This is a genomic window from Lentzea sp. NPDC102401, from assembly GCF_044765805.1.
GTDB lineage: Bacteria > Actinomycetota > Actinomycetes > Mycobacteriales > Pseudonocardiaceae > Lentzea > Lentzea sokolovensis.
In genome coordinates this window covers 616,722-641,816 of sequence record NZ_JBIWKS010000004.1, presented here as the reverse complement: position 1 = coordinate 641,816, position 25,095 = coordinate 616,722, and the positions used below count along the sequence as shown (strand labels likewise).

The window sequence follows — 25,095 nt, the reverse complement described above, 5'->3', positions numbered from 1 at the left end:
TCCCCCAGTTCCACCTCATCGCTTCAGGCGCGCACCGACCACTCTGCCGGCCGATGCTTGTGGAAACCTTGTATCGCCAGGTCGGAGGTTGATCAGTCAGTTGACCCTGACCCAGCGCTGCCACATTCCGCCGTTGCAGCCGACGGTCCGCACGCCGTACTCGCTCATGTCGAGGCAGTGGTTGCTGCGCTGGTGCAACAGCTGGAACTCCGTGGCGTTGAACGAACTGCGCGTCCAGCGCTGGTAGTTCAGGTCGTTGCACCCCCACCCGCGCACGCCGTACTCGCTGGCGTCCAGGCACATCTTGGTGGCGACGTTCATGTACCTGGTCGAGCCGTCCGAGTAGTAGGTCGGATCCCAACGCTGGAAGTCACCGCCGTTGCACGGTCGCGTGTGCACGCCGTCGGTGGGGTTGTAGTCCAGGCAGTAGTTGTTGAACCTGGACTTCATCACCCAGGTCACGTCCGCCTGGGCGGCGGGCGTCAGCCCCATGAGCAACGTCATCACCGCGAGCAGCAGCGCCGCACGTCTGATCTTCATCGAGTCCCCCGATCGAGGTGGTCGGTAAGGAACCAGCCTCGCAAGGGTGTCTTGGAGAAACCTTTTTCAGGCGCCGCGCGAGTCCAGTCTGGCGGCCTGTTCCGGCGTGGGTGCGGTGCCGCCGAGGTGCGCCGGCGCCCACCAGGCGCCCGGCTCGGTCGGGTAGGAGGCCTGCGCGGTGTCCAGCAGGTCCTGCATGCGCTTGCGCAGCACGTCGTCGCCGGAGTCACCGGGGGAAGGCTCGAACGGCTCGCCGATGAGGATGGTGACCGGCACGTGCCGCTGGGTCAGGTCCTTGGGACGGCCCTTGGTCCACAGTCGCTGGGTGCCCCACAGCGCGACGGGGATGATCGGCACGCCGGCCTCGTGGGCCAGGCGGTTCGCGCCGGACTTGATGTCCTTGACCGTGAACGAACGGCTGATGGTGGCCTCGGGGAAGATCCCGACCACCTCGCCGGTGCGGAGCGCGGACAGGGCCTGCTGGTAGGAGGCCTGGCCCGCGCTCCGGTCGACGGGGATGTGGTGCATGCCGCGCATGAGCGGGCCTGCGATCTTGTTGGCGAAGATCTCGTGCTTCGCCATGAACCGCGTGAGGCGCCCCGAGGGATGCGCCCCGTATCCCGCGAAGATGAAGTCGAGGTAGCTGACGTGGTTCGACGCCAGCACCGCTCCACCAGTGCGCGGGACGTGGTGCGCCCCCTCCACGGTGAGCCGCACGTCGAGCACCTTGAACATGAGCTTCGCTGCGGCGATCACCGGGGGATATACGCGATCCGACATGCTTCCGAACGGTAGCCTAGGGAACCTACTGGCCGGTAGGAGCCCCTTCGTGTTCTCGCATGATCTTCGGCACGCCCGCCAGGTCCTCGTCGTTGCAGAGCAACTTGAGGTCGTAGTACGGGTTGCCGTGCGTGTCGTCGTAGTCGAGATGAACTGCGATCACGTCCACGGGTTCGCCCAGCCAGTCCTGGGTCTGCCGCAACCAGGCGGCAGCACGTTCCAGAGCTGACGGAAGATCATCGTCTCGGAATTCGACCGGCCGATACGGAACTCCCTGGACACCGTCCCGGATGTTCGGCGGCAAGGGCAGGTCGACGGCCACCCCGGATTCGTTGAGATCGAGTTGGATCGTTTCCTCACTCACCGTAGAAGAGTCCCCCACCCTCACCTGCCCTGCAAGCCCGAATCTGGGTGTTGTGCCCGTGACGTCGGTGTTCGTGCTACGGCATACCAGCGCCGGGGAGGGCACCGGTGTGAGTGTTGTCTCCTGCGTCATGTAGGTCGCTTCAAGTACGCGATGTCGCGCTTCACCTTGGTGATCCGGTCGTGCGTGGGCATGAGCACGCGGGACAGGGCCGCCAGCAACCGCTCCAGATCCTCCACCGCGCCCTCGGCGTCACCGGCCTGGTAGCGCAGGTTCGCCAGCAGCTGGGTGGTCTCCAGGACGTCGTCGTGCTCGGGACCGAGGACGCGGGCCTGGTCGCGCAGCAGCGGCTCACAGACCTCGATGGCCTTGCGGAACTGCTTCGCGGTGCCGAGCACCCGCGCGAGGTTCAGGCGAACGCCGAGGGTCCGGGGGTCGTCCGCGCCCATCGCCGCCACGTGGTCCTTCACGAGCGACCGGAACTCGGCGGCCGCTCCCCTGAAGTCGCCGGCATGGGCCTTGGCCTGCGCCGACGCGTTCCCGGCTGCCAGCTCTTCGAGGTCTCGGACGGGGGACATCCACGCCATTTTACAGAGCCGCACGATCGTGACCTGAGACCGCGGAAAACTCCCTCGCTTCGAACGGCCGTGCGAGCAACCATTCCTTCTATGTACGACATCCGTTTCGCCGAACCTGGCGACCTCGGCGCCACGATGGCGCTGCTGGTCCGGCTCCAGGCCGACAACGCGCATCACATCGGGTACCTCGGTGAGACAGTCGAAGAGCTCCGCGCGGAGCTCGGCGAGTTCGAGCCCAGCTGGGCGGACTGCACGGTGGTGGCCGTCGATGCCGACGACAACATCACCGGAATGCTCAGCGTGGAGATCGACGCCGACCTCGGCCGTGCGTGGCTGCACGGACCGTTCGTCGACGTACCGGTCAACCACCCCGCGGGCAGCCGCATCTGGGACCAGACCGCCGACGCGATGTTCCGCCGCGCCACCGAGCTCCTCACCGGCATCTCCGATCTCGAGCTCTACGGGCACACAGCCCACCGGCGATTGGCGGCGTTCGCCGAACGGCACGCCTTCAGCGCGGGCAAGGCGAGTGCCATCCACGTACTCGACAACGGGGACCTGCGCACGTTGCTGCTCAGGGACGCCAAATGTCCCAGCGAACGTGAGATGCGCGTCCTCCCGACCGATCGGTTCGTGCACGAGGCCGTCGCGGTCCTGCACGAACGATGTTTCCCGCGGACCTACCTGTCCGGGAAGCAACTCGTCGAATCCGATCCGCAGAAGCGCACGATCGTCGTCGCCATGGACGGCCGGCGCGTGCTCGGGTACGCCGCGGGCAAGGCCCAGCCCGAGGAGTACTACGTCGATTTCGTGGCCGTCGAACCCGATGTTCGCGGTCAGGGCGTGGGCGCTGCCCTCATCACCGAACTGCTGTGGAAACTCGCGGCGGACCACGGTGCCAGGCCGCAGGCCGCCGCGTCGATCCACGCGGGCAACGAGTCGTCGCAGAACATGTTCGCCCGACTAGGATTCCGCCTTCACATCGAGCTCGTCGCGTACCGCCACCCGGCGTGATTTGCCCCGAGAAGAATGACGCAGTGACAACAACCCACCCACGAGCAGTGTGACCGCCACCCCCAGGGGCGTGTTCCACCAGCCGGTCAAGGACTTCAGGTCGGCAGTCGCCTTGCCGAAGTTGATCGTCGGCGTGCTGCCGGCGAACTTGACACCGAGAATCACGAAACCGACGACCACCACCGTCGACACGAACGCGATGATCGCGTCCACCTGCGTGACGCGCTTGAAGATGAGGCCGAGGAGGAAGGCCCCGAGCAGCGCGCCGTAGGTGTAGCCGGCGATGCCGAGCGCCTGCACCACGATCGGATCCGCCGTGGTCTTGTTCGAGGAGGCGAACAGGCCCGCGCAGACGATCAGCAGACCCGCCCACACGAGGGTCCAGATCCGTCCGTGGCGCAGGCGCTCGTCGTCGGTCATCGGGGTCTTGCGGATGCGTTCGTAGACGTCTGTGACCGTGCTGGAGGCCAAGGCGCCCAGCGACGACGACAGCGCGGCCGCGAGGATGCCGGCGATCACGAAGCCGGACAGGCCCGACGGCAGCGAGTTGACGATGAAGTAGCCGAAGAGCTCGTCCTTGTTGCCGAGCTTCAGGTCCTGCACCGGATCCACGCCGTTGTAGAACGCCCACAGCATCACGCCGATGAACAAGAAGAACGCGAACTGCAGGAACACCACGAAACCGGAGGCGATCAACGCCTTCTGCGCGGACTTCACGTCCTTCGTGGACATGAGGCGCTGCACGATCAACTGGTCCGCGCCGTGCGAGGCCATCGACAGCAGCGCGCCGCCGAAGAACGCCGCGATGAACGGGTACGCGCCCGTGAGCGGTGACGAGGTGAAGTCGAAGATCTGGAACTTGTTGACGTCCACGGCCTTCGAGAACCAGCCGTCCGACAGCTGACCGGACAGCCACCAGATCACGACGGCGCCACCGAGCACGTACCAGAGCATCTGGATGGCATCGACCCACACGACCGCGCGCACGCCGCCGAAGAAGCTGTAGAACACCATCGCGACGCCGAGCACCAGGATGATCGCCCAGTAACCCGCGTCGATGCCGTACTGCGCGAGCACGAGCTTGATCGGGATCGCCGTGGCGAAGAGCCGGATGCCGTCCGCCAGCAGGCGGGTGAAGAGGAACGTCACGGACGCCGTGGCGCGCATGCCGTTGCCGTATCGCTTGCCCAGGAAGGCATACGCCGTGACGAGGTCACCGGCGATGTAGCGCGGCAGCAGCACGAAGCTGACGATGATCCGGCCGACGATGTAGCCGAGCGCGAGCGTCAGGTACGTCATGCCGCCCTGCGCGGGCGTCGCCATGTACGCGATCACCGGCACGCTCAGCACCGTGAGCGTCGAGGTCTCCGCGGACACGACCGACAAGCAGACGACCCACCACGAGATGCGCTTCTCGCTGACGAAGTAGTCGGTGGACGACTTCTGCCTGCCGCCGATCCACATGCCGAGCAACGGCATCCCGACGAGGAACAGGGCGATGATCGCGAGGTCTAGTCCGCGCACTTCGGGTCCCCCACATTCAGCTTGGTCACGGCGGTGGTGACGGGCTCCGGCATCCTGAGCGGCCCGTTGCCGGGCGTGATGCTGCCGAGCAGCCGCGGTCCGGACGCGCCGGTCGCGGACGGTGTGTTGCCCGCGATCCCGTGCCACGTCAGGAATCCGAGCAGCGCGGCGAGGTAGGCCTCCTTGCCGTCGCGCGGCAGGCCCAGCGAGTCGCTGATCTTCAACGGGACCGGGTCGAGCGCCTTGGCGAGCGCCTCGACGAGCACCGGGTTGCGCATTCCGCCGCCGGACGCGACGACCACGCTCGCGTCGTGCGCGCGGCAGGCGTCCGCGATGGTGCGGGCGGTGAGCTCGGCGAGCGTGCGGAGCATGTCCTCGGCCTGAACCGTGGGGAAGCCTTGGAGGTACTCGGCGTTGAAGTGCTCCTTGCCCGTCGACTTGGGCCACGGCTTCGCGTAGTACGGGTCGGCGAGGAGCTTCTTGAGGACGTCCTCGCGAACCGCGCCCCGGCTGGCGAACTCACCGTTCGTGTCCTGGCGTCGTTCGCCGTTGGACAGGACCTCCATGACGGCGTCCATCAACGCGTTGCCGGGGCCCGTGTCGTAGGCGATCGGCTGACTGCCGGGTCTGACGACGGTGATGTTGGCGATGCCGCCGATGTTCAGCGCGATCGCGGGCGCGTCCTCGGCCAGTCCAGCGAGCCACAGCGCGTCGAGGGTGCTGGCCAGTGGCGCCCCCTGGCCTCCCGCGGCGACGTCGCGGACCCTGAGGTCGGCGACGACCGGGACGCCGGTCCGTTCGGCGATCCAGGCGGGCTGGCCGAGCTGCAGGGTGCCGAGGCAGTCGCCGTCCTGGACCTCGTGGTGCACGGTCTGCCCGAGCGAGGAGATCAGGTCCGCCGGCAGGTACCCGGCGGCGACTTCGCCGAAAGCCTGCCCGAGCGACGTGTCGAAGGCGCACACTTCGGCGAGGTCCCGCGGTTTCTCCAGCAGGTCCTTCGGGAAGGGGTGCTCGGCGCACTGCACCGGCACGAGTTCGACCACGTCGCCGTTGATCGACAGGTCGGCGACGGCCACGTCGATGCCGTCCATCGACGTGCCGGAAATCAGTCCGATCACCCTCACGACGTGTGGTCTATTCCACAGCGTGGCGGGACGCAAGAGCCTTGGTGAAATCTTCGCCTAATTGAGCAATACATGGTTGACAGGTCACATGAGCGTCTGTGAAACCATGGGCCCGTGTCCACGTCCTCCCTTGTCCTGATCCTCGTCGTCGTGGCGGTCGTGCTGATCGCCGCGCTGGTGACCGGTGTGGTGCTGACGCGTCGCCGTCGCATCAGCCTGACCCAGAAGGAGGAGACGCCGAGGCCTGGCGGATACCAGGCGTCGTCCGGGATCTCACTGACCCCGGCGGCCCCCGAAGCCACCGTCGTCGAGGCCGTCGCCGTCGCCGAGGTCGCTCCGGTGGAGCACCCGGTCGCCGACCGCACCGAGGTGGACGGCCAGCCGGGCGTGGGCGACGACGCCTCCGTGCCGCGCGACTCGGTGAAGCGCGGCTTCGTCGAGGTCGACCTGCCCGTCGAGGCGTCCGAGGTCGAGGAGATCGAGCCCACCTCCGGCCGCCTGGAACGGCTGCGCGGCAAGCTCTCGAAGTCGCGCAACGCCTTCGGCACCTCGCTGCTGGGACTGCTGGGTGCCGGCGACCTGGACGAGGACTCGTGGCAGGACGTCGAGGACACGCTGCTGATCGCGGACCTGGGCGCGGCGCTGACCACCGAGATCGTCGGGACGCTCCGCTCGAAGCTCGCCGGTGCCGGGGTGCGGACCGAGGCCGAGGCGCAGACTCTGCTGCGCGGGGTGCTGATCGACGCGCTCGGGCCGAAGATGGACCGCTCCCTGAAGGCGCTGCCGCACGCCGGCAAGCCCGCTGTGCTGCTCGTGGTCGGGGTCAACGGTGTTGGCAAGACCACGACCACCGGCAAGCTGGCGCGCGTTCTCGTGGCGGACGGTCGCACTGTTCTGCTGGGTGCCGCGGACACGTTCCGCGCTGCCGCTGCCGACCAGTTGGAGACCTGGGGCAAGCGGGTCGGCGCGGAGACCGTGCGCGGGCCTGAGGGTGGGGACCCTGCCTCTGTGGCCTTCGAGTCGGTCAAGCGCGGTGTGGACACCGGGGTCGACACGGTGTTGATCGACACCGCTGGGCGGTTGCACACCAAGAAGGGCCTGATGGACGAGCTCGGCAAGGTCAAGCGCGTTGTCGAGAAGCAGGCCGTGGTGGACGAGGTTCTGCTGGTGCTGGATGCGACCACCGGGCAGAACGGGCTGACGCAGGCTCGGGTGTTCGCGGAGCAGGTCGACATCACCGGGATCGTGCTCACCAAGCTGGACGGCACGGCCAAGGGCGGCATCGTTTTCCAGGTTCAGCGGGAGCTCGGGGTGCCGGTGAAGCTCGTCGGCCTGGGTGAAGGGGCTGACCACCTGGCGCCGTTCGAGCCGGGCGCCTTCGTGGACGCCCTGCTCGGCTGATCTTGTCGGACCCTCTGAGTACGTTGTGATGTAGGGGTTCCCGGTTCGGGGGGACCCCTGCGTCAGCTTGTTCGGTCAGCGAGTCGCTTCGCCACCGCCAGCACCTCCGGCAGAATGCGTGACACCGCGTCCTTCGTGAGCCGTCCTTCCGGCCCCGACACCGACACCGCGGCCAGCGTCGGCCCGCCCACCACGGGCACCGCGATGCACCGCACGCCCAGCTCCTGCTCCGACTCGTCCAGCGCGAACCCGCGCTCCGCGATCTCGTCCAGCGAGTCCAGGAGCTCACTCGCGTCCGTGATCGTGTTCGACGTGTACGCGGGCAGGCCCGTGCGTTCCAGCAGTGCGCGCACGTCTGCACGCGGGAGCTGCGAGAGCATCGCCTTGCCCACGCCTGTGCCGTGCGGCAGCAGGCGGCGGCCCACCTCCGTGAACATGCGCATCGAGTGCTTCGACGGCACCTGCGCCACGTAGACGACCTCGTCGCCGTCCAGGACGGCCAGGTTCGCCGTTTCCTCCACCGAGTCGACCAGTTGCGACAGCAGCGGGCGTGCCCAGGTGCCGTACTGGCGTGAGGCGGTCTCGCCCAGGCGGATCAGGCGGGAGCCGAGGGTGTAGCGCCGGTTGCTGTTCTGGCGCACATAGCCCAGCGTGACAAGGGTGCGGATCAGGCGGTGGATCGTGGGCAGCGGTAGGCCCGACGATGCCGCGAGCTCGGAAAGCGAGGCTTCGCCGCCTGCGTCTGCCAGGCGTTCCAGCAGGTCGAAGGCTCTTTGCAAGGACTGCACGCCACCAGTGGACACGTGCGGCTCCTCTCATTGCAGTTCCGCAATGCAAAAACTATAGTCCACACAGCAAAACCGAGAGAGGTGGATCCAGGTGCAGGTCCTGACCGAAGAGGCTCTTGAGTTCGTCGCGAAGCTGCATGAGGCGCACGCCGCCCGCAGGGACGAGTTGCTCGCCCTTCGCAAGGAGCGCCGGCCCCTCGGCTTTCTGCCCGAGACGCAGCACGTGCGCGACGGTGAGTGGCGGGTGGCCGAAGCGCCGGAGGCACTCCGCGATCGGCGCGTCGAGATCACCGGGCCCACCGAGCGCAAGATGACGATCAACGCGCTGAACTCCGGGGCGAAGGTGTGGCTCGCGGATCTTGAGGACGCGAACACGCCGCACTGGGACAACGTCGTGCAGGGGCAGGTGAACCTGTACGAGGCGGCGCGCGAGACGATCGAGTTCACCTCGCCGGAGGGCAAGGAGTACAAGCTCAAGGGCGGGCCGTACCCGGCGATCGTCGTGCGGCCGCGCGGGTGGCACCTCGACGAGCGCAACCTCCAGTTCGGCGGCAAGAACGCCGTGGGCGCGCTGGTCGACTTCGGACTGCACTTCTTCCACAACGCCGAACTCGGCAAGCCGTACTACTACCTGCCGAAGATGGAGTCGCACCTCGAAGCACGGCTGTGGAACGACGTCTTCACGACGGCGCAGCAGTTGCTCGACGTGCCGCACGGCACCATCAGGGCCACGGTGCTCATCGAGACGATTCCGGCCGCGTTCCAGATGGACGAGATCCTCTACGAACTGCGCGACCACGCGTCGGGACTCAACGCCGGTCGGTGGGACTACCTCTTCAGCGTCATCAAGTACTTCCGTGACGCGGGTGCGGACTACGTGCTGCCGGACCGCAACAGCGTGACGATGACAGCGCCGTTCATGCGCGCGTACACCGAGCTTCTGGTGAAGACGTGCCACAAGCGCGGGGCGTTCGCCATGGGGGGCATGGCCGCGTTCATCCCGAACCGCCGTGACCCCGAGGTCACCGAGAACGCGTTGCGCAAGGTTCGCGAGGACAAGACGCGCGAGGCGAACGATGGTTTCGACGGGTCGTGGGTTGCGCATCCTGACCTCGTGCCGATTTGCCGGGAGATCTTCGACGGAGTGCTGGGTGACCGGCCGAACCAGATCGACAAGCAGCGTCCGGAGGTCAGCGTCACGGCCGAGCAGCTGCTCGACTTCAAGTCGGCGGGTGGCGCGGCGACGCGGGCCGGGCTGGAGGCCGCTGTCGATGTCGGCGTGCGCTACATCGCGTCCTGGCTGGGCGGCAATGGCGCGGCGGCGATCCACAACCTGATGGAGGACGCGGCCACCGCGGAGATCAGCAGGTCCCAGATCTGGCAGTGGATCAACAACAAGGTCGTGCTCGACGACGGCACGCAGGTCACCGCGGACGCCGTGCGGGAAGTGCTGGCGCGAGTGGGCAACGGGCTGGAGGGGCCGCACGTCGCGGCGGCCGTCGAGCTGTTCGAGCAGGTCGCGTTGTCCGAGGACTTCGTGGACTTCCTGACGCTGCCGGCGTACGAGCGCATCTGATGTACGAGACATCGCTGTCCCCGGAGGACGTCGCGCGGGTGACCGCGCGGCTGTCCACTGTGGAACGCGCCTGGCCGGTGGGTCGTCAGCCCGTGCACACGTGCTACGTGCCCGCCGGACGCATCATCGGGTCCACGATCGCCGACTGGGGCCGCGAGGCGCTGGAGTCGATCGAACCGGAACTTCTCCCGGAACTGCCCGAGGGCGTGCTCAAGCGCGTCGAGGCCAAGCTCCGCAGAGAGCCGATCGAGGACCTGCGGATCGATTTCGAGGACGGCTACGGCGCGCCCGAGGACGACGTCGAGGACATGGACGCCGAGAGCACGGCGAACCTCGTGTCGCGCTGGCTCGCCGACGGCACCGCGCCGCCGTCGTTCGGGCTGCGGATCAAGTCGTTCGACACGGCGGAGTTGCGCGAGCGCGGACTGCGCACGCTGGACATCTTCCTGACAGCACTAGGAGAGATTCCGCCAGGTTTCGTCATCACTTTCCCCAAGGTGACATCAGTCGACCAGGTCGAGGTGTTCGGGGAGGTGCTCGACCTCTTCGGCAAGGACCTGAGGTTCGAGATCCAGGTCGAGACGACGCAGTCCGTTGTGGACAGAAGCGGTCGCCTGGCCATCCCCCGGTTCATCGAGGCGGGCCGCGGCCGGGTGACAGGTCTGCACTTCGGCACCTACGACTACACGGCGGGCTGCGGGCTGTCCGCGGCGCAGCAGCACCTGGCCCACGGCGCGTGCGACTTCGCCCGGCACGTGATGCAGGTTTCCGCTGCTGGCACGGGGGTCCGGCTGTCGGACGGCTCCACCAACGTGCTTCCCGTCGGTGATCAGAAGAAGCACGGCTGGGACACGCACTACCGGCTGACGCGACGGTCGCTGGAACACGGTTTCTACCAGGGTTGGGATCTGCACCCGGCACAACTGGTGACACGATATGCGGCTGTTTACGGCTTCTACCGCGAAGGTCTGGAGGCGGACGCGGCGCGGCTGAAGGCGTACGTGGAGAACGTCTCAGGAGGCGTTCTGGACGAGCCGGCGACCGCCCAGGCGCTGTCGTCGTTCTTCCTCCGGGCGGTGGACTGCGGTGCGCTCGATCCGGTGGAAGTGCAGGTCGCGACAGGTCTGGACGAGTCAGCACTGCGGGGGCTCGCCACCCGTTCGAGCTGATCGGGTCATCACCCGTTCGTGTGGTTCTGTCAATGGGTGTCGAATAGTGCGGGCAATGGGTGCAGGGTGGCTCGCATGAGCATGCGAGCGGGCCTGTGGACCGGGCTACCCGACCTCGACGCCGCCGAGCACAAGTACCAGGTCGTCGCGTGCGAGGCGGACGTGGACACGTTGATCAGGCTGCTGGGGCGGCCCGAGTGCAACGACGGATCGCTCGACCACTTCGGCCGCGACCTCACCTCCGAGGGCGACCCGGACCACAACGTCGTGCTCGCCGTGCGCGGCGCGTGGGGCTACATGTACTACGTCGACAACAGCTTCATGGGCTGGCCCAAGGGATCCGAGGAAGCGCCGTACGTCAACGAGAAGTACACGGACTTCCCGCCCGGCGTCGGCGTTCCGCTCGGTCTGTTCCGGCAGTTGCTGATCGAGTTCATGATCTCCGGCGAACGACCGACCGGCGTCGGCTGGTACTCCGAGGCCGATCTGTTCCACTCGTGGCGTGATCAGCAGATGTCGTTGCGCACGACCGAGAACCGCTGACTCTCAGCTGATCGCTGGTTGAATGGCCTCATGAAGGCCGTGGTGATAGGCGGGGGAATCGCCGGGTTGCTGGCGGCTCGCGTGCTCGGCGAGTCCCACGATGTCGTTGTCCTGGAACGCGACAAGCTGACGAACGAGCCAGAACACCGCGCGGGCGTGCCGCAGGGGAGACACACGCACGGACTGCTGGTGCGCGGCGGCGAACTCCTGGAAGAGCTGTTTCCCGGCTTGCGCGACGAACTCGTCGCGGAGGGGGCGGTGCTCGCCGACGCAGGGGACATGCAGATCCTCAACCCGCTCGGCTGGCTCGCCAAGACGCACCTGGGCATGCCGCTGCTGTCGCTGAGCCGTCCGCTGCTGGAGACCTGCATCAGGCGGCGCGTCACCGCCGAGATCGTGGACGGCGTGCACGTCACCGGGCTGTCGTTCCGCGACGGCGACGTCGACGGCGTGCTCACCCGTGACGGCAGGGTCGACGCGGACCTGGTCGTGGACGCGTCCGGCCGGTCGTCGAAGCTGGCGGCCTGGCTCGCCGAAGCGGGGATCGCCACGCCGGAACCCGAGGTCGTCGACTCCGGCACCGGCTACGCGACCCGGATCTACACCGCGCCGAAGGACTTTCCCGTGGTGTACGCGGAAAGTCTGTCCGCGCCGAACCTTCCGCGCGGCGTCGCGGCGATGCGCGTCGAGGGCGACCGGATCATGGTCACCGCACAGGGCGCGATCGGTGATCACCCGCCGCGCGACCTCGACGGCTACCAGGAGTTCCTGGACTCGTTGCGGGTGCCGATCTCGAAGCTGCTCGCCGACGCCGAACCGCTCACTCCCGTCTACCTGTTCGCGCGCACGGCCAGTCGCCGCAACGCTTTCGAGGACGTGGCGAACTGGCCGGGCGGACTCGTGGCGGTCGGAGACGCCGTGTGCGCGTTCAACCCCGTGTACGGGCAAGGCATCACGGTGGCCGCGATGGAGGCGCTGTTGTTTCGGCGGCACGAGGACTTCAGCGCCAAGGGGTGCCGGGCGTTCCAGCGGAGGATCGCAAAAGCCTCGAAGGGGTCGTGGACGATGTCCAGCAACGCCGACCGCAACTGGGTGGAGGCCCGGCGCGGCGGTCTGCTCGGCTGGTACCTGAAGAAGTGGCAGGCCGGGATCGTGCACGACCCCGACCTGTTCCGCCGCTTCGTCCGGGTCGTGCACATGGTCGCGACGCCGGCGACCCTGCTCAACCCGGTGGTGTTCAGAAGGCTGGCAAGGTACTCCAGGCCTGGCCCGCGTCCGGAGCGTCGTCCCGCAGGATCGACCCCTCGATGAGCCCGTACGGGCGGTCCGCGGCGTAGAAGACCTCGTTGTCGTTCTCCAGGCCGAACGCGCTCAGGTCCACCAGGAAGTGGTGCTTGTTCGGCATGGAGAGCCGTACCTCGGCGACCTCAGGACGTGCGTTCAGCACGGCCTCGCCCATCGCGTACAGCGTCTGCTGCAACGACAGGGAGTGCTTGTCCGCGAACGTCTTCAGCATCACGGCCCGGATCTCCGTGAACGACTTCGCCCAGTCGACGTCCGTGCCGGCGTAACGCCAGCGAGCCGTCACGGACGTCGCGAGGATGCGGTCGTCGGTCTCCTTCAACGTCGTGTACGGATCCTTCGGATAGCCGTGGAACTCCGAACCCGTCGACTTCAGCACCACGAGGTCGCGTACGCCTGACACGACCCACGCCTGTGAGCCCTCGATCGTCACGGCAGTGGTGCGCTTCTCGTTCGAACCCTGCGAGAACGCGTGGTCGTGGCCGTCGATGCGCTCCCACGCGTGCTCGTCGATCAGGATCCGTGCGCCGGAAATGGCCTCCTGCGTGCCCACGAAGTGGCGGCCCAGACGCAGCGCGAAGTCCTCGATCTCACCGACCGGGGCCTCCTTGGCGAAGGCGTAGACGGTGTTCTTCTGCGTGTCGGTCGCGAGCACCTTGGTGTTGTCACCGGTCAGGTGCGTGTCGGAGAGGTCTCCGCGCAGCGAGGTGCTGACGGTCAGGTCTTTGATGGTGTGCACGGAACCGTTGCGCGACACCGTGACGAGGCGGTTCTCCGCCTTTCCGTACTGGTTGGGGCCCAGGACGATGGCCATGTTCAGCTCCCGATCAGCTTCTGCAGCCGCAAGGCGGCGATCTTCGCGAGTTCGTCGTTGACGACGCGGAGCTCGACGTCCGGCGGGTTGTCCATCCGGGTGGACAGGTTGCCGAGCATCTCCGCACCGCTCAGGCCGGTCGCGCACACCAGGTAGATGTGCCCGAACCGATCCTCGTACGCGGCGTTGGCGGCCGCCAGGCGATCAGCCTGGGAGGCGTCCACACCGGACTGTTCGGACCGCGACCACTTCGCCGACACCCCACCTGTCTTCTGTCGTTCGCCGATGCGCGGGTGCCCGGCGATGGCGCCGAGCACCTCCTCGTCGGAAAGTCCTTGTGCGGCAACCGAAGAAGCCGCGAGGAGTGCATCCATCGACGCGTAGGGCCTGCCCGCCACCATCGCGTCGATCCAGCGGGGTACCGCGAGGCACTCGGTGAGCAGAGGTCGCAGTTCGGCCTCCGGGGCGCTGTTGAAGCTGTCCACGGCTCTCCAAGTTTCTGTATCGCGGAATCTAACTTCCACATTCTTGACCTGGGTCGAGCGAGATGTCTAGTGTCTCCATAGAGCGAAATACAACTTCCGCAGAGTGGAATTCCTCCTGGGTGGGAAGGAACGAGCCAACGATGTTCGACGCAAACCTGTCCATGCTCTTCACGGAGCTGCCCCTGCTGGAACGCCCGCAAGCGGCGCGGGCTGCCGGGTTCGACGCGGTCGAGATCTGGTGGCCGTTCGCGGACGCCGTACCCGAGACTCGGGAGATCGAGGCGTTCGAGAACGCCGTCGTCGACGCGCAGGTGCGCCTCGTCGGCCTCAACTTCTTCGCGGGCGACATGCCGGCGGGAGACCGCGGGCTCGCGAGCTGGCCGGGCCGCGAGACGGAGTTCCGCACGAACGTCGAGATCACCACGGCCATCGCGGCCCGTCTCGGCTGCCGCACGCTCAACGCGTTGCACGGCAACTTCGAGACGACCGCGCAGACCGTCTCCAACTACCGCTTCGCCGCCGACGTCGCGGCGGAGATCGGTGCCCAGCTCGTGATCGAACCGCTCAGCGGCGCGCCGAAGTACCCGATCAAGACCGCCCACCAGGCGTTCGAGCTCATCGACGAGATCGACCGCGGCAACGTGAAGCTGCTCGCGGACCTCTACCACCTCGCCACGAACGGCGACGACCTCGACCTCCTCGCCGACCACGTCGACCGCATCGGTCACGTGCAGATCGCCGACGCTCCCGGACGCGGTGAGCCCGGCACCGGCGAGCTCGACCTCTTCGGGCACCTGCAGAAACTCCGCGCCAACGGCTACACGGGCTTCGTCGGCGCCGAGTACAAGCCCGTCACCCACTCCTTCGCTTGGAGGGACAACGCATGACCAGGATCGGTTTCATCGGACTCGGCATCATGGGCAGCCCGATGGCTGCCCACCTCGTAGCCGCCGGGCACGACGTGACGGGCTTCGACCTCAGCTCGGCCTCGCTGGAGAAGCTCGTCGCGGACGGCGGCAAGGCTGCTTCCGACGCACAAGAAGCCGTGAGCGGCGCCGAGGTCGTCATCACGATGCTGCCGAACCACCCGCAGGTGGAGGCGGTGATCGACGAGGTCACGTTCGACGACGGCACGCTGCTGATCGACATGAGCACGATCCGCCCGTCCACGTCGATCGGGATCGCGAAGAAGCTCGGCAACGTCCGCGTGCTCGACGCGCCGGTCAGCGGCGGCCAGACCGGTGCCGTGCAGGCGAGTCTGAGCATCATGGTCGGCGGCGACGAGGCCGACTTCGCCGCCGCCAGGCCGTTCCTGGAGGTCGTCGGCAAGACGATCGTCCACGTCGGACCGCACGGCGCGGGCCAGGTCGTGAAGGCCGCGAACCAGCTGATGGTCGGCGGCATCTACGCCCTCGTCGCGGAGTCGATCGTGCTGCTGGAGGCGTCCGGCGTCGACCCGAAGGCGGGCCTCGACGTGCTCGCGGGCGGTCTCGCGGCGAACCGGATCCTGGACCTGAAGCGCGAGTCGATGATCGCGCGCGAGTTCCAGCCCGGCTTCCGGATCGACCTGCACCACAAGGACATGGGCATCGCACTGGACGCGGCACGCGCCGCCGACGTCGCGCTGCCGGTCACCAACCAGATCGCCGCACTGGTCGCGGCGGCACGCGCGCAGGGTTACGGGTCGCTCGACCACTCCGCGCTGCTCAAGGTCATCGAGAACTTCGCGGGAAGGTCGTAGACAAATGCCGAAGATCCCAGTCATGCAGGCGGTCGTCGAGGTCCTGAAGTCCGAGGGCATCGACACCGTGTTCGGCTGCCCCGGCGCCGCGATCCTGCCGCTGTACAAGGCGATGGAGCAGGACGGTTCGATCGAGCACCTGATCGTGCGGCACGAGGAGGGCGCAACCCACATGGCGGACGGCTGGTCGCGCACGACCGGCAACGTCGGCGTCGCGATCGGCACCTCGGGTCCCGCCGGCACGAACATGATCACCGGGCTCTACACCGCGCAGGCCGACTCCGTGCCGATCCTCTGCATCACCGGCCAGGCCGCGGTGTCGAAGTTGCACCAGGAGGCGTTCCAGGCCGTCGACATCGTCTCGATCGCCGCTCCCGTCACCAAGTGGGCGGTGCAGGTCAAGGAAGCCGCGCAGATGCCGTGGATCTTCCGCGAGGCGTTCCGGATCGCCCGCTCCGGCCGTCCTGGCCCGGTTCTGATCGACCTGCCGATCGACGTGCAGAAGCAGGAGATCGAGTGGGATTCGAGCATCGACGAACCGTTGCCGGTGCCCAAAATCGTGCCCTCCGACGCACGGGTCGAGCGCGCGCTGGAGATGTTGCTCGCCGCGGAACGCCCACTGCTGCTCGCGGGTGGCGGTGTCATCCTCGGCGAGGCGTCCGCCGAACTGCTGGACCTGGCCGAGTTCCTGCAGATCCCGATCCAGGCCACGCTGATGGGCAAGGGCGCCATCGACGAGGACCATCCGCTGTACGCGGGCATGACCGGCATCCAGACCTCGCAGCGCTACGGCAACGCGTCGTTCCTGGAGTCGGACCTGGTGCTGGCGCTGGGCGCGCGCTTCGGCGACCGGCACACCGGCGACCTCGCGACCTACCGCGGTGATCGCAAGTTCATCCACGTCGACGTCGAGCCGACGCAGATCGGCAAGGTGTTCGGTCCCGACCTCGGGGTCGTCGCGGACACCAGGGTCTTCCTGCAGGCGCTCCTCGAAAAGGCGAAGGCACGGGGACCGCGGGCGGCCGGCGAGTGGGTCGAGCGCTGCCAGGAGCTCAAGCGGACGCTGCTGCGGCGCGAGGACTTCGAGACCGTGCCGGTCAAGGCGCCGCGGGTCTTCAAGGAGATCAACGAGTTCTACGGCCCGGACACCTACTTCGTCACGGCGATCGGGCTCTACCAGATCTGGTCCGGCCAGCACCAGAAGGCGCACAAGCCGCGGCACTACCAGGTCTGCGGCCAGGCCGGTCCGCTCGGCTGGGAGATCCCGGCGGCGATCGGCGTGAAGAAGGCCAGGCCGGACGCCGAAGTGGTCGGGATCGTCGGCGACTACTCGTTCCAGTTCCTCGTGGAGGAACTCGCGGTCGGCGCCCAGTACGACGTGCCGTTCGTGCTGATCATGCTGAACAACGAGTACCTCGGCCTGATCAGGATGGCCGAGGACCACGGTGGCTACGACATGAAGTACGAGGTCGACATCCACTACGACACGAGCGGCTCGGACAACGTGAAGATCATGGAGGCCTACGGCTGCTCCGGCGTCCGGGTCGTCGACCCCGGCGAGATCCGCAGTTCGCTGGAGTGGGCGCGCAAGGAGGCCGACCGCACGTCACGGCCGGTGCTCGTGGAGATCATGATCGAACGCGAGGGCAACACCGCGAACGGCACGTCGATCGCCGCGATGAGGGAATTCGAGCCGCTGCCGTGAGTTCAGTGATCGTCGCGCCGGACAAGTTCAAGGGATCGCTCACCGCCCCGCAGGTCGCTGCCGCCGTCGCGCGCGGCCTGCGGGAGGCGGTCCCGGACGTGGACGTGCGCCTCCTCCCGGTGGCCGACGGCGGCGACGGCACCGTCGACGCCGCCGTCGCCGCCGGGTTCGTGAAGGTGGGGCGCTGGGTCACCGGGCCCGCCGGGCGGCCCGTACCCGCGTCCTTCGCGGTCAAGGGCACGACCGCCGTGGTCGAGGTGGCCTCGGCGGCCGGGCTGACGTTGCTGGAGCGGCCCGCGCCCCTCGACGCCACCAGCCACGGCGTCGGTGAGCTGCTGAAAGCCGCTCTGGACGTCGGCTGCACCACGATCGTGCTCGGCCTGGGCGGCAGCGCGTGCACGGACGGCGGCGCCGGGATGCTGGAGGCGCTGGGCAAGGCGTCGTTCGACGGCGTCGACCTCGTGCTGGCCTCGGACGTGGACAACCCGCTGCTCGGTCCAACCGGAGCCGCGGCGGTCTACGGGCCGCAGAAGGGAGCGTCACCCGAGCAGGTGGAGATCCTCGAAGCGCGGCTCGAAGCGTTCGCCCAGCGCGTCGGTCCCGAGTACGCGTCGAAACCGGGAGCGGGTGCCGCCGGCGGGATCGGGTTCGCGGCGCTCGCGGTGCTGGGCGCGCGGTTCCGGCCCGGCATCGAGGTGGTGCTGGAACTGGCCGGGTTCGCGCGGGCCGTGGCGGACGCGTCGCTGGTGATCACGGGCGAGGGGTCGCTGGACGCGCAGACCCGGCACGGCAAGGCGCCGTACGGGGTGGTCAAGGCCTCAGGCGACGTGCCGGTGGTCGCGGTGGCGGGGCAGTGCTCGGTCGAACCCGGTGACCTGGGGCTCAAGGCCGCCTACGCACTGTTGGACGTCGAACCGGACGTGACCCGCTGCATGGCCCAGGCGGAGACGCTGCTGGTCGATCTCGGCGGTCGCATCGCCCGCGACTGGGTGTCAGAGTGAGTGCCATGGACCTGGTCTTCCGCGCCCGCAGGGTCGTGACCCCGCAGGGTGAGATCGCGTGCGACGTAGGTGTCGTCGACGGCAGGGTCGTCGCCGTCGAGCCCCGCATCGACTCGCCGAACGTCGTGCACCTGGCGGACGACGAGGTGTTGCTGCCAGGCCTGGTCGACACGCACGTGCACGTCAACGACCCAGGTCGCAGCGACTGGGAGGGCTTCGAGACCGCGACCCGTGCCGCCGCGGCCGGTGGCGTCACGACGATCATCGACATGCCCCTCAACAGCATCCCGCCGACGGTCGAGGTGGCGGCGCTGGAGATCAAGCGCAAGGCCGCCGCTGCCGTGTCGGTGGACGTCGGGTTCTGGGGCGGCATCGTCCCCGGCAACCTCGCCGACCTGAAGCCGTTGCACGAGGCCGGCATCTTCGGCTTCAAGTGCTTCCTGCTGCACTCGGGCGTGGACGAGTTCCCAGCCGTAACGACCGCCGAGCTGGAAGCGGCTCTCCGGCAGTTGGCCACGCTCGACGCGTTGACGATCGTGCACGCCGAGGACGCGCACACGGTCCGTGACTCGGAGCCGGACTACGCGGGCTTCCTGGCGTCGCGGCCGCGCGAGGCCGAGAACAAGGCGATCAGCGACGTCGTGGAGCTGACCCGAAGGACCGGCGCCCGCACGCACATCCTGCACCTGTCGTCGTCGGACGCGCTCTCGATCCTGGAGGCCGCGAAACGCGAGAGCCTGCGGATCACCGCCGAGACCTGCCCGCACTACCTCACGTTCACCGCCGAGGAGATCCACGACGAGCAGACGGAGTTCAAGTGCTGCCCGCCGATCCGCGAGGCGGAGAACCGCGAGGCGTTGTGGCAGGGCCTGCGCGACGGCGTGATCGACCTGGTCGTCAGCGACCACTCGCCGAGCACGGTGGAGCTGAAGGAAGGCGACTTCGCCACGGCATGGGGTGGCATCGCGTCGTTGCAGCTCGGTCTGCCGGCGGTGTGGACGGGCGCACGGGAGCGCGGCTTCCAGCTCACGGACGTCGTTCGCTGGATGGCGACGCATCCGGCGCGTCAGGTCGGGTTGGAGACCAAGGGCGCCATCGAGGTCGGCAAGGACGCGGACCTCGTGGTGTTCGCGCCGGACGAGACCTTCGTGGTGGACAAGAACAAGCTCCACCACCGCAACCCGGTCACGCCGTACCACGGCCGCACGCTGCACGGCGTCGTGCGCCAGACGTGGTTGCGGGGCAAGGAAATCAGTCAGACCAGGGCAAGTTCGCCCAAAGGAAAGCTGCTCAGAAGAGGAGAAGCATGACCGAGTGGACCCGGCTCCCCGACCTCGCCTCGCGCGCGGTCGGAGGTGGTGTGGTGTGGGCGAACGACGAGCTGTTCGCCGAGCGGGAGAACCTGATCAAACCCGCCGAGCCGGTCTACCAGACCTACACCTTCGGTCACAAAGGCCAGGTCTACGACGGCTGGGAGACCCGCCGCCGTCGTGAGGCGGGTGTGGACCAGGCGGTGGTCAGGCTCGGCATGCCCGGTGTCGTGCGCGGGATCGTCGTCGACACGGCGTTCTTCAAGGGCAACTACCCGCCGTTCTGCTGGGTCGAGGGTGCCCAGGTCGACGGCTATCCGGGCGCCGACGAGATCACCGAGTGGTTCCCGCTGGTCGAACGCACCGCGCTCAAGGGCGACGAGAAGCACTACTTCGACGTCACCGAGGGACGGCGCGTCACGCACGTACGGCTGACCATCGACCCGGACGGTGGTGTGGCTCGGTTGCGCGTGCACGGCGAACCGCTCGCCGATCCGCGTCTGCTCGTGGGTGGCATCGACCTCGCCGCGCTGGAGAACGGCGCTGTCGTCACCGGGTGCAGCAACATGTTCTACAGCTCGCCCAACAACCTCATCGCCCCTGGTCAGGCCACGGTCATGGGGGAGGGCTGGGAGACCGCGCGCCGGCGTGACGACGGCAACGACTGGGTGTCGCTCAGGCTCGCCGCACCCGGTGCCGTGCAACTGGTCGAACTCGACACCAGCCACTTCAAGGGCAACGCGCCGGGCTGGGCGTCCGTCCGCGGCTGCGACGAGCGCGCCGACCCGGACACGTGGTTCGACCTGCTCCCGCGCACCCGGCTGCAGCCCGACACGCGGCACCGGTTCGTCGTGGACGCGACCGAGGCGACCGCGGTCCGGCTCGACATCTATCCGGACGGCGGAATGGCACGCCTCCGAATCCTCGGCACCCCTACGAGTGACGGTCTAGCCCACCTGCAGGAGATGTGGACCAAAACGACTAACTGACGGTGGTTGTACGACCACGGTTTGATTACGCTTCCTACCTAGGTTGGTTGTGTACGTCACACGATCGGTGGAAGCGTTCCTCCCGCAAGTTCGGGGATCCAGGGAGGAATTCCATGCAACCGATGGTGCGCGCCTTTGGTGCCGCGATCGCCAGTTCTGCATTGGTTCTAGGAGCGAGTCAGGTCGCGATCGCGGCTCCGGAAGGGCAGCCGGAGTACCAGGTCGGCGCGGTCGACTGGAAGCCGTGCGAGGAGAAGCCGACGGTCGACTGCGGCTTCCTCGAGTTGCCGATCGACTACTCGAAGCCGAACGGTGAGAAGTTCAAGCTGGCCGTGTCGCGTCTCAAGGCGGCCGATCCGTCCAAGCGCATCGGCGCGATGGTGATCAACCCCGGTGGACCGGGTGGTTCGGGCGTCGACTTCTCGATGTTCGCGGACCGGTACTTCAGCAAGGAGATCATCGACAAGTTCGACGTCATCGGGTTCGACCCGCGTGGTGTCGCGCGCAGTGCGCCGATCAAGTGCTCCGCGGAGCTGCTGCAGAAGACGCCGTCGAGCTACCCGAAGACCAAGGCCGAGTTCGACGCGCTGGTCACGTTCAACAAGGTGCTGCGCGAGGACTGCGCCAAGCAGAGCGGCGCGATCTTCAACTTCGCCTCGACCGCGGAGGTGGCGCAGGACATCGACTCCATCCGCCGCGCGCTGGGCGAGAAGAAGATCAACTACTACGGCATCTCGTACGGCACGATCATGGGCCAGCACTACGCCGAGAAGTTCGGCCGCAACATCCGCGCCATGATCATCGACTCCAACATGGACCACAGCCTGGGCACGAAGCAGTTCCTCGACTCCGAGGCGCGCACGGCTGAGGACTCGTTCAACGAGTGGATCAAGTGGAACGACCGGGACGCGTCGTCGCCGTTCCACGGCCAGGACCTCCGCAAGATCTGGAAGGACCTGCTGGCCAAGGCAGAGCGCGGTGAGGTGCCCGCGCCGTGGGACCCGAACGCCAAGCTGACGCCGGAGGACCTCGGCGGCGGTGTGGTCAGCATGGCCTACGGGCCGTCCTGGAAGGGTTTCGCCGACCAGATCAAGCAGATCATCGACGGCCTGCAGGCCCCGAAGGCGGCCTTCTCGGCGTTCGCCGCCGAGGAGACGTTCGACAACCCGTTCCCGGGCATCTTCTGCAACGACTACAACCTCCGCGTCAGCTCGTGGGGCGAGTACCAGTCGCTGGTGAAGTCCGAGTACCGGATCGCGCCGAACACGCGTGGCTCGTCGCTCGGCCACGGCGCCATGATGGGCTGTGTCGGGTTCCCGAAGGCCACGAACCCGCAGCGCACGCTGAAGATCAAGAACTCGCCGAAGATCCTGCTCACCAACGCCAAGCACGACCCGGCGACGGCGTACGAGTGGGCGGTCAACGCGCACCGTCAGACCCGTGACACCACCGTCTTCGTGACCTACGAAGGCTGGGGCCACGGCGTCTACGACCGCAGCGAGTGCACCCTGAAGATCAACAACGAGTACCTGGTCTCGCTGAAGCTGCCGCGCAGTGGCACGTCGTGCGCCGCGGTCGAGCCGCCGGCGCAGACGTCGATCCAGTCCGCGAAGCCGCGGATCCCGGCGGGCCCGTTCTCGGTTCGCTAACGCTGGTCAGCAGCTGTGCCCCCGGTGTTCGCCGGGGGCACAGCCGCTTCAGCAGCGTTCGCCCGGACGCCACCGCCGGTCGCACCACACCGTGTGCCCGTCAGCGTCGGGCAGCGGTTCGGTGACCAGTGGCTGGAGCGTCGGCGCGCGCTGGGTCCGGGCAACCCCGTCGAGCAGGTAGTCGACCTCCACCTGCCAGTCGGCCGTCATCTCGCCGTGCACCTCGACCTCGATGTCCTGCCGGTAGCCGTTCGCAGGAACCTGCAGCGGAAACGCACCCTCGACCGGGTAGGCCGCCGACCTGCTCGTGTCGACTCGCACCCTGGTCGCGGGAGGGTCGGCGGGCCCGGCGCAGTGGTACAGGTACGTCGCTGTGCGGTACCGGGGCGAGACGGCGTTCACCTGGAGCCTGATCGCGGTGATCACGAGCTGCTGCCGGGACTCGGGCAGGACCTCGAGGGTCACCCTGGTGTGGCCGGAGTGCGGGAGCGGCATCTTCAGCGCGTTGAAGGGATCGGCGCAGGTTCCCGTCTCGTTCCTGACCTCGCCCACCACCTGTTCGCCGTTCGTGACGACGTCCCATCCGTGCGTGCTCGCGACCGCCACCGTCAGGCCTCGGGGCAGGGGACCCGCCGACGCGGTCATGACCGGCTCTCCCGACGAGCCCTGCGAGAGCCGGAAGTTCGACATGGCCCACGCGAACGCGCCGAACGCGGCAAGAGCGACGACCACCAGCATGATCGCGAATACGCGCATCAGCCGACGGTATCCAGCGACTGCTTCCGGCGCGGCCGAATACCCCGGAAGGGGAGCCTCCGACTACTGCTCGCGACTACTTCTCGTTATCGGGCCGACGCCGTGAGGTGGCCGAATCGAGTCCGTGAACGCCGCGAAACGTGGACGTAACACGTCCACATCGACAGTTCACCTCCGCGAAACGTTGGGCGTGGGTGGGTGAAACAGGACATCTCGATGCTCCCTGCAACCGACGTGCAGTGGAGGTCGAAGTGGATACAGGGGACACCGCCTGGGTGCTCACCAGCGCCGCATTGGTGCTGCTGATGACGCCGGGCCTTGCCTTCTTCTACGGAGGCATGGTCCGTTCGAAGAGCGTGCTCAACATGATGATGATGAGCCTGGGCGCGATGGCCGTGGTCGGTGTCCTCTGGGTGCTGTTCGGGTACTCGACGGCATTCGGCGCGGACGTCGGCGGAGGCCTGCTGGGCAAGCCGTTCGAGTTCTTCGGCCTTGACGGGCTGCTGGGCGCCGACTCGCTGGCGGGCAAGATCCCGAGCACCGTGTTCGTGGCGTTCCAGGCGATGTTCGCGATCATCACGGTCGCGCTGATCTCCGGTGCGATCGCGGATCGCGCCCGCTTCGGCCCGTGGCTGCTGTTCGCCGGCCTGTGGGCCACGATCGTGTACTTCCCGGTCGCGCACTGGGTGTTCGACTTCGACGGCAAGGACGAGGCCGGCAACGTCATCGATCCCGGTGGCTGGATCGCCAACAAGCTCCTCGCGATCGACTTCGCCGGTGGTACGGCGGTGCACATCAACGCCGGTGCCGCCGGTCTGGCTCTCGCGATCGTTCTCGGCAAGCGCGTCGGCTGGCCGAAGGAGCCGATGAAGCCGCACAGCCTGCCGCTGGTCGTGCTCGGCGCCGGTCTGCTGTGGTTCGGCTGGTTCGGGTTCAACGCCGGTTCCGCTCTCGGCGCCAACGGCCTGGCCGGTGTCACGTTCATCAACACGCTCGTCGCCACCTGTGCGGCGATGCTCGGCTGGCTGATCACGGAGCGCATCCGTGACGGCAAGGCCACCACGCTGGGTGCCGCGTCCGGTGTCATCGCCGGCCTGGTCGCGATCACGCCCGCCTGTTCGTCGGTCACCCCGATCGGTGCCATCGCGGTCGGTGCGATCACCGGTGTCCTCTGCGCCCTGGCCGTGTCGCTCAAGTACCGCTTCGGCTTCGACGACTCGCTCGACGTCGTCGGCGTGCACCTCGTCGGTGGTCTGTCCGGCACGATCCTGATCGGCCTGTTCGCCAGCGAGGCGGCTCCGGCCAAGGTCAACGGTCTGTTCTACGGCGGCGGCTTCGACCAGCTGTGGCGTCAGGCGGTCGGTGCGTTCGCGGTGCTCGGCTACTCCTTCGTCCTGAGCCTCGCGCTCGGTTACCTGGTGAAGTTCACCGTCGGCTTCCGCGCGACGGAAGAGGCCGAGGTGGCGAGCATCGACGAGTCCGAGCACGCTGAGCGGGCTTACGAGTACGGCAGCCTCACCAGCGCGCGTGGTACCGGCAAGCCGAGCGTGGCCGCTGGCGCGACCGCGGTCCTCGAGGGGAGCAACAAGAAATGAAGCTGGTCACCGCGATCATCAAGCCGTTCACGCTGGACGACGTGAAGGGCGCCCTGGAACAGCTCGGGGTGCTGGGCATGACGGTCAGTGAAGTGCAGGGCTACGGGCGCCAGAAGGGCCACACCGAGGTCTACCGCGGTGCGGAGTACTCGGTGGACTTCGTGCCCAAGATCAAGATCGAGGTCGTCATCGACGACACGGCCGTCGAGAAGGTGCTGGAAGCGGTGGTCGAGGCCGCCCGCACCGGCAAGATCGGTGACGGCAAGGTGTGGGTGACTCCGGTCGAAACCGTCGTTCGTGTGCGCACGGGCGAACGTGGATCGGACGCGCTTTAACAACTAGGAGAC

The 25,095-nt window shown here is 67.6% G+C and carries 25 protein-coding genes; 15 read left to right on the top strand and 10 right to left on the bottom strand.

Annotation, left to right across the window (positions count from 1 at the left end; genetic code table 11):
* Nucleotides 1–96: 96 nt before the first annotated feature.
* From ACIRG5_RS18190 to ACIRG5_RS18175, 4 genes are all read right to left on the bottom strand, one after another.
* Nucleotides 97–540: an RICIN domain-containing protein gene (locus tag ACIRG5_RS18190; RefSeq protein WP_402905917.1), complete on the bottom strand. Its 444-nt coding sequence runs from the start codon at nt 538–540 to the stop codon at nt 97–99.
* A gap of 66 nt (nt 541–606) precedes the next feature.
* On the bottom strand, nt 607–1,320 hold the full coding sequence (locus tag ACIRG5_RS18185) for a lysophospholipid acyltransferase family protein (protein WP_319977591.1): 714 nt from the start codon (nt 1,318–1,320) through the stop codon (nt 607–609).
* A gap of 25 nt (nt 1,321–1,345) precedes the next feature.
* The gene (locus tag ACIRG5_RS18180; protein ID WP_319977590.1) at nt 1,346–1,684 is read right to left on the bottom strand and encodes a hypothetical protein; all 339 of its coding nucleotides are present in this window, start codon (nt 1,682–1,684) and stop codon (nt 1,346–1,348) included.
* Nucleotides 1,685–1,812: 128 nt separating this feature from the next.
* Entirely contained in the window at nt 1,813–2,262 is a 450-nt protein-coding gene (locus tag ACIRG5_RS18175; protein ID WP_402905915.1) for a tetratricopeptide repeat protein, read from the bottom strand.
* A gap of 90 nt (nt 2,263–2,352) precedes the next feature.
* Between ACIRG5_RS18175 and ACIRG5_RS18170 the strand changes: the two genes are divergently transcribed.
* Entirely contained in the window at nt 2,353–3,276 is a 924-nt protein-coding gene (locus ACIRG5_RS18170; RefSeq protein ID WP_402905914.1) for a GNAT family N-acetyltransferase, read from the top strand.
* Here the strand turns inward: ACIRG5_RS18170 and ACIRG5_RS18165 are convergent.
* On the bottom strand, nt 3,226–4,800 hold the full coding sequence (locus tag ACIRG5_RS18165) for a sodium:solute symporter (protein WP_402905912.1): 1,575 nt from the start codon (nt 4,798–4,800) through the stop codon (nt 3,226–3,228). The genes ACIRG5_RS18170 and ACIRG5_RS18165 overlap by 51 nt on opposite strands.
* Complete coding sequence (locus ACIRG5_RS18160) at nt 4,788–5,918, bottom strand: anhydro-N-acetylmuramic acid kinase (RefSeq protein WP_402906209.1); 1,131 nt, start codon at nt 5,916–5,918, stop codon at nt 4,788–4,790. The genes ACIRG5_RS18165 and ACIRG5_RS18160 overlap by 13 nt, the downstream gene beginning before the upstream one ends.
* 120 nt (nt 5,919–6,038) lie before the next feature.
* On the opposite strand from ACIRG5_RS18160, the gene ftsY reads away from it, so the two are divergent.
* Nucleotides 6,039–7,325: a signal recognition particle-docking protein FtsY gene (ftsY, locus tag ACIRG5_RS18155; protein ID WP_402905910.1), complete on the top strand. Its 1,287-nt coding sequence runs from the start codon at nt 6,039–6,041 to the stop codon at nt 7,323–7,325.
* A gap of 62 nt (nt 7,326–7,387) precedes the next feature.
* Here ftsY and ACIRG5_RS18150 read toward each other — a convergent pair whose 3' ends face one another.
* Nucleotides 7,388–8,128 (bottom strand): IclR family transcriptional regulator, encoded by a 741-nt coding sequence (locus ACIRG5_RS18150; protein WP_402905908.1) that lies wholly within the window; start codon nt 8,126–8,128, stop codon nt 7,388–7,390.
* Between the two features lie 76 nt (nt 8,129–8,204).
* Here ACIRG5_RS18150 and aceB point away from each other — a divergent pair, with 76 nt between their 5' ends.
* The 4 genes from aceB to ACIRG5_RS18130 all read left to right on the top strand — a co-directional run bounded on the left by aceB (nt 8,205) and on the right by ACIRG5_RS18130 (nt 12,712).
* Nucleotides 8,205–9,689, top strand: coding sequence for a malate synthase A (gene aceB, locus ACIRG5_RS18145; RefSeq protein ID WP_402905906.1), 1,485 nt, complete (start codon nt 8,205–8,207; stop codon nt 9,687–9,689).
* Complete coding sequence (locus ACIRG5_RS18140) at nt 9,689–10,858, top strand: DUF6986 family protein (RefSeq protein ID WP_402905904.1); 1,170 nt, start codon at nt 9,689–9,691, stop codon at nt 10,856–10,858. The genes aceB and ACIRG5_RS18140 overlap by 1 nt, the downstream gene beginning before the upstream one ends.
* A 75-nt stretch (nt 10,859–10,933) precedes the next feature.
* On the top strand, nt 10,934–11,401 hold the full coding sequence (locus ACIRG5_RS18135) for an Imm1 family immunity protein (RefSeq protein ID WP_319977582.1): 468 nt from the start codon (nt 10,934–10,936) through the stop codon (nt 11,399–11,401).
* A 30-nt stretch (nt 11,402–11,431) separates the two neighbouring features.
* Nucleotides 11,432–12,712, top strand: a complete 1,281-nt coding sequence (locus ACIRG5_RS18130) for an FAD-dependent oxidoreductase (RefSeq protein ID WP_402905902.1) — start codon at nt 11,432–11,434, stop codon at nt 12,710–12,712.
* Here the strand turns inward: ACIRG5_RS18130 and pucL are convergent.
* Both pucL and uraD read right to left on the bottom strand, forming a co-directional pair.
* The gene (gene pucL / locus ACIRG5_RS18125) at nt 12,639–13,517 is read right to left on the bottom strand and encodes a factor-independent urate hydroxylase (protein WP_402905900.1); all 879 of its coding nucleotides are present in this window, start codon (nt 13,515–13,517) and stop codon (nt 12,639–12,641) included. The two genes, ACIRG5_RS18130 and pucL, sit on opposite strands and share 74 nt — an antisense overlap.
* Nucleotides 13,518–13,519: 2 nt before the next feature.
* Nucleotides 13,520–14,041, bottom strand: coding sequence for a 2-oxo-4-hydroxy-4-carboxy-5-ureidoimidazoline decarboxylase (uraD, locus tag ACIRG5_RS18120; RefSeq protein ID WP_402905898.1), 522 nt, complete (start codon nt 14,039–14,041; stop codon nt 13,520–13,522).
* A gap of 101 nt (nt 14,042–14,142) precedes the next feature.
* Between uraD and ACIRG5_RS18115 the strand changes: the two genes are divergently transcribed.
* From ACIRG5_RS18115 to ACIRG5_RS18085, 7 genes are all read left to right on the top strand, one after another.
* Nucleotides 14,143–14,889: a hydroxypyruvate isomerase family protein gene (locus ACIRG5_RS18115; protein ID WP_402905896.1), complete on the top strand. Its 747-nt coding sequence runs from the start codon at nt 14,143–14,145 to the stop codon at nt 14,887–14,889.
* Nucleotides 14,886–15,743, top strand: a complete 858-nt coding sequence (locus ACIRG5_RS18110; protein ID WP_402905895.1) for an NAD(P)-dependent oxidoreductase — start codon at nt 14,886–14,888, stop codon at nt 15,741–15,743. The genes ACIRG5_RS18115 and ACIRG5_RS18110 overlap by 4 nt, the downstream gene beginning before the upstream one ends.
* 4 nt (nt 15,744–15,747) lie before the next feature.
* Nucleotides 15,748–17,448 (top strand): glyoxylate carboligase, encoded by a 1,701-nt coding sequence (gcl, locus tag ACIRG5_RS18105; RefSeq protein ID WP_402905894.1) that lies wholly within the window; start codon nt 15,748–15,750, stop codon nt 17,446–17,448.
* Nucleotides 17,445–18,449 carry a glycerate kinase gene (locus ACIRG5_RS18100; protein ID WP_402905892.1) on the top strand — a complete coding sequence of 335 codons (1,005 nt, stop codon included), beginning with the start codon at nt 17,445–17,447 and terminating at the stop codon, nt 18,447–18,449. The genes gcl and ACIRG5_RS18100 overlap by 4 nt, the downstream gene beginning before the upstream one ends.
* A 5-nt stretch (nt 18,450–18,454) precedes the next feature.
* A complete protein-coding gene (allB, locus tag ACIRG5_RS18095; protein WP_402905890.1) occupies nt 18,455–19,759 on the top strand; it encodes an allantoinase AllB in 1,305 nt (434 codons plus the stop codon).
* Nucleotides 19,756–20,748, top strand: a complete 993-nt coding sequence (alc, locus tag ACIRG5_RS18090; RefSeq protein ID WP_402905888.1) for an allantoicase — start codon at nt 19,756–19,758, stop codon at nt 20,746–20,748. Before allB ends, alc begins: the two co-directional genes overlap by 4 nt.
* A gap of 113 nt (nt 20,749–20,861) precedes the next feature.
* Entirely contained in the window at nt 20,862–22,397 is a 1,536-nt protein-coding gene (locus ACIRG5_RS18085; protein WP_402905886.1) for an alpha/beta hydrolase, read from the top strand.
* A 48-nt stretch (nt 22,398–22,445) separates the two neighbouring features.
* Here ACIRG5_RS18085 and ACIRG5_RS18080 read toward each other — a convergent pair whose 3' ends face one another.
* Entirely contained in the window at nt 22,446–23,153 is a 708-nt protein-coding gene (locus tag ACIRG5_RS18080) for a hypothetical protein (protein ID WP_402905884.1), read from the bottom strand.
* A gap of 251 nt (nt 23,154–23,404) precedes the next feature.
* Here ACIRG5_RS18080 and ACIRG5_RS18075 point away from each other — a divergent pair, with 251 nt between their 5' ends.
* Both ACIRG5_RS18075 and ACIRG5_RS18070 read left to right on the top strand, forming a co-directional pair.
* Nucleotides 23,405–24,748 (top strand): ammonium transporter, encoded by a 1,344-nt coding sequence (locus ACIRG5_RS18075; protein WP_402905882.1) that lies wholly within the window; start codon nt 23,405–23,407, stop codon nt 24,746–24,748.
* Nucleotides 24,745–25,083 (top strand): P-II family nitrogen regulator, encoded by a 339-nt coding sequence (locus ACIRG5_RS18070; RefSeq protein WP_030479675.1) that lies wholly within the window; start codon nt 24,745–24,747, stop codon nt 25,081–25,083. The genes ACIRG5_RS18075 and ACIRG5_RS18070 overlap by 4 nt, the downstream gene beginning before the upstream one ends.
* Nucleotides 25,084–25,095 lie beyond the last annotated feature (12 nt).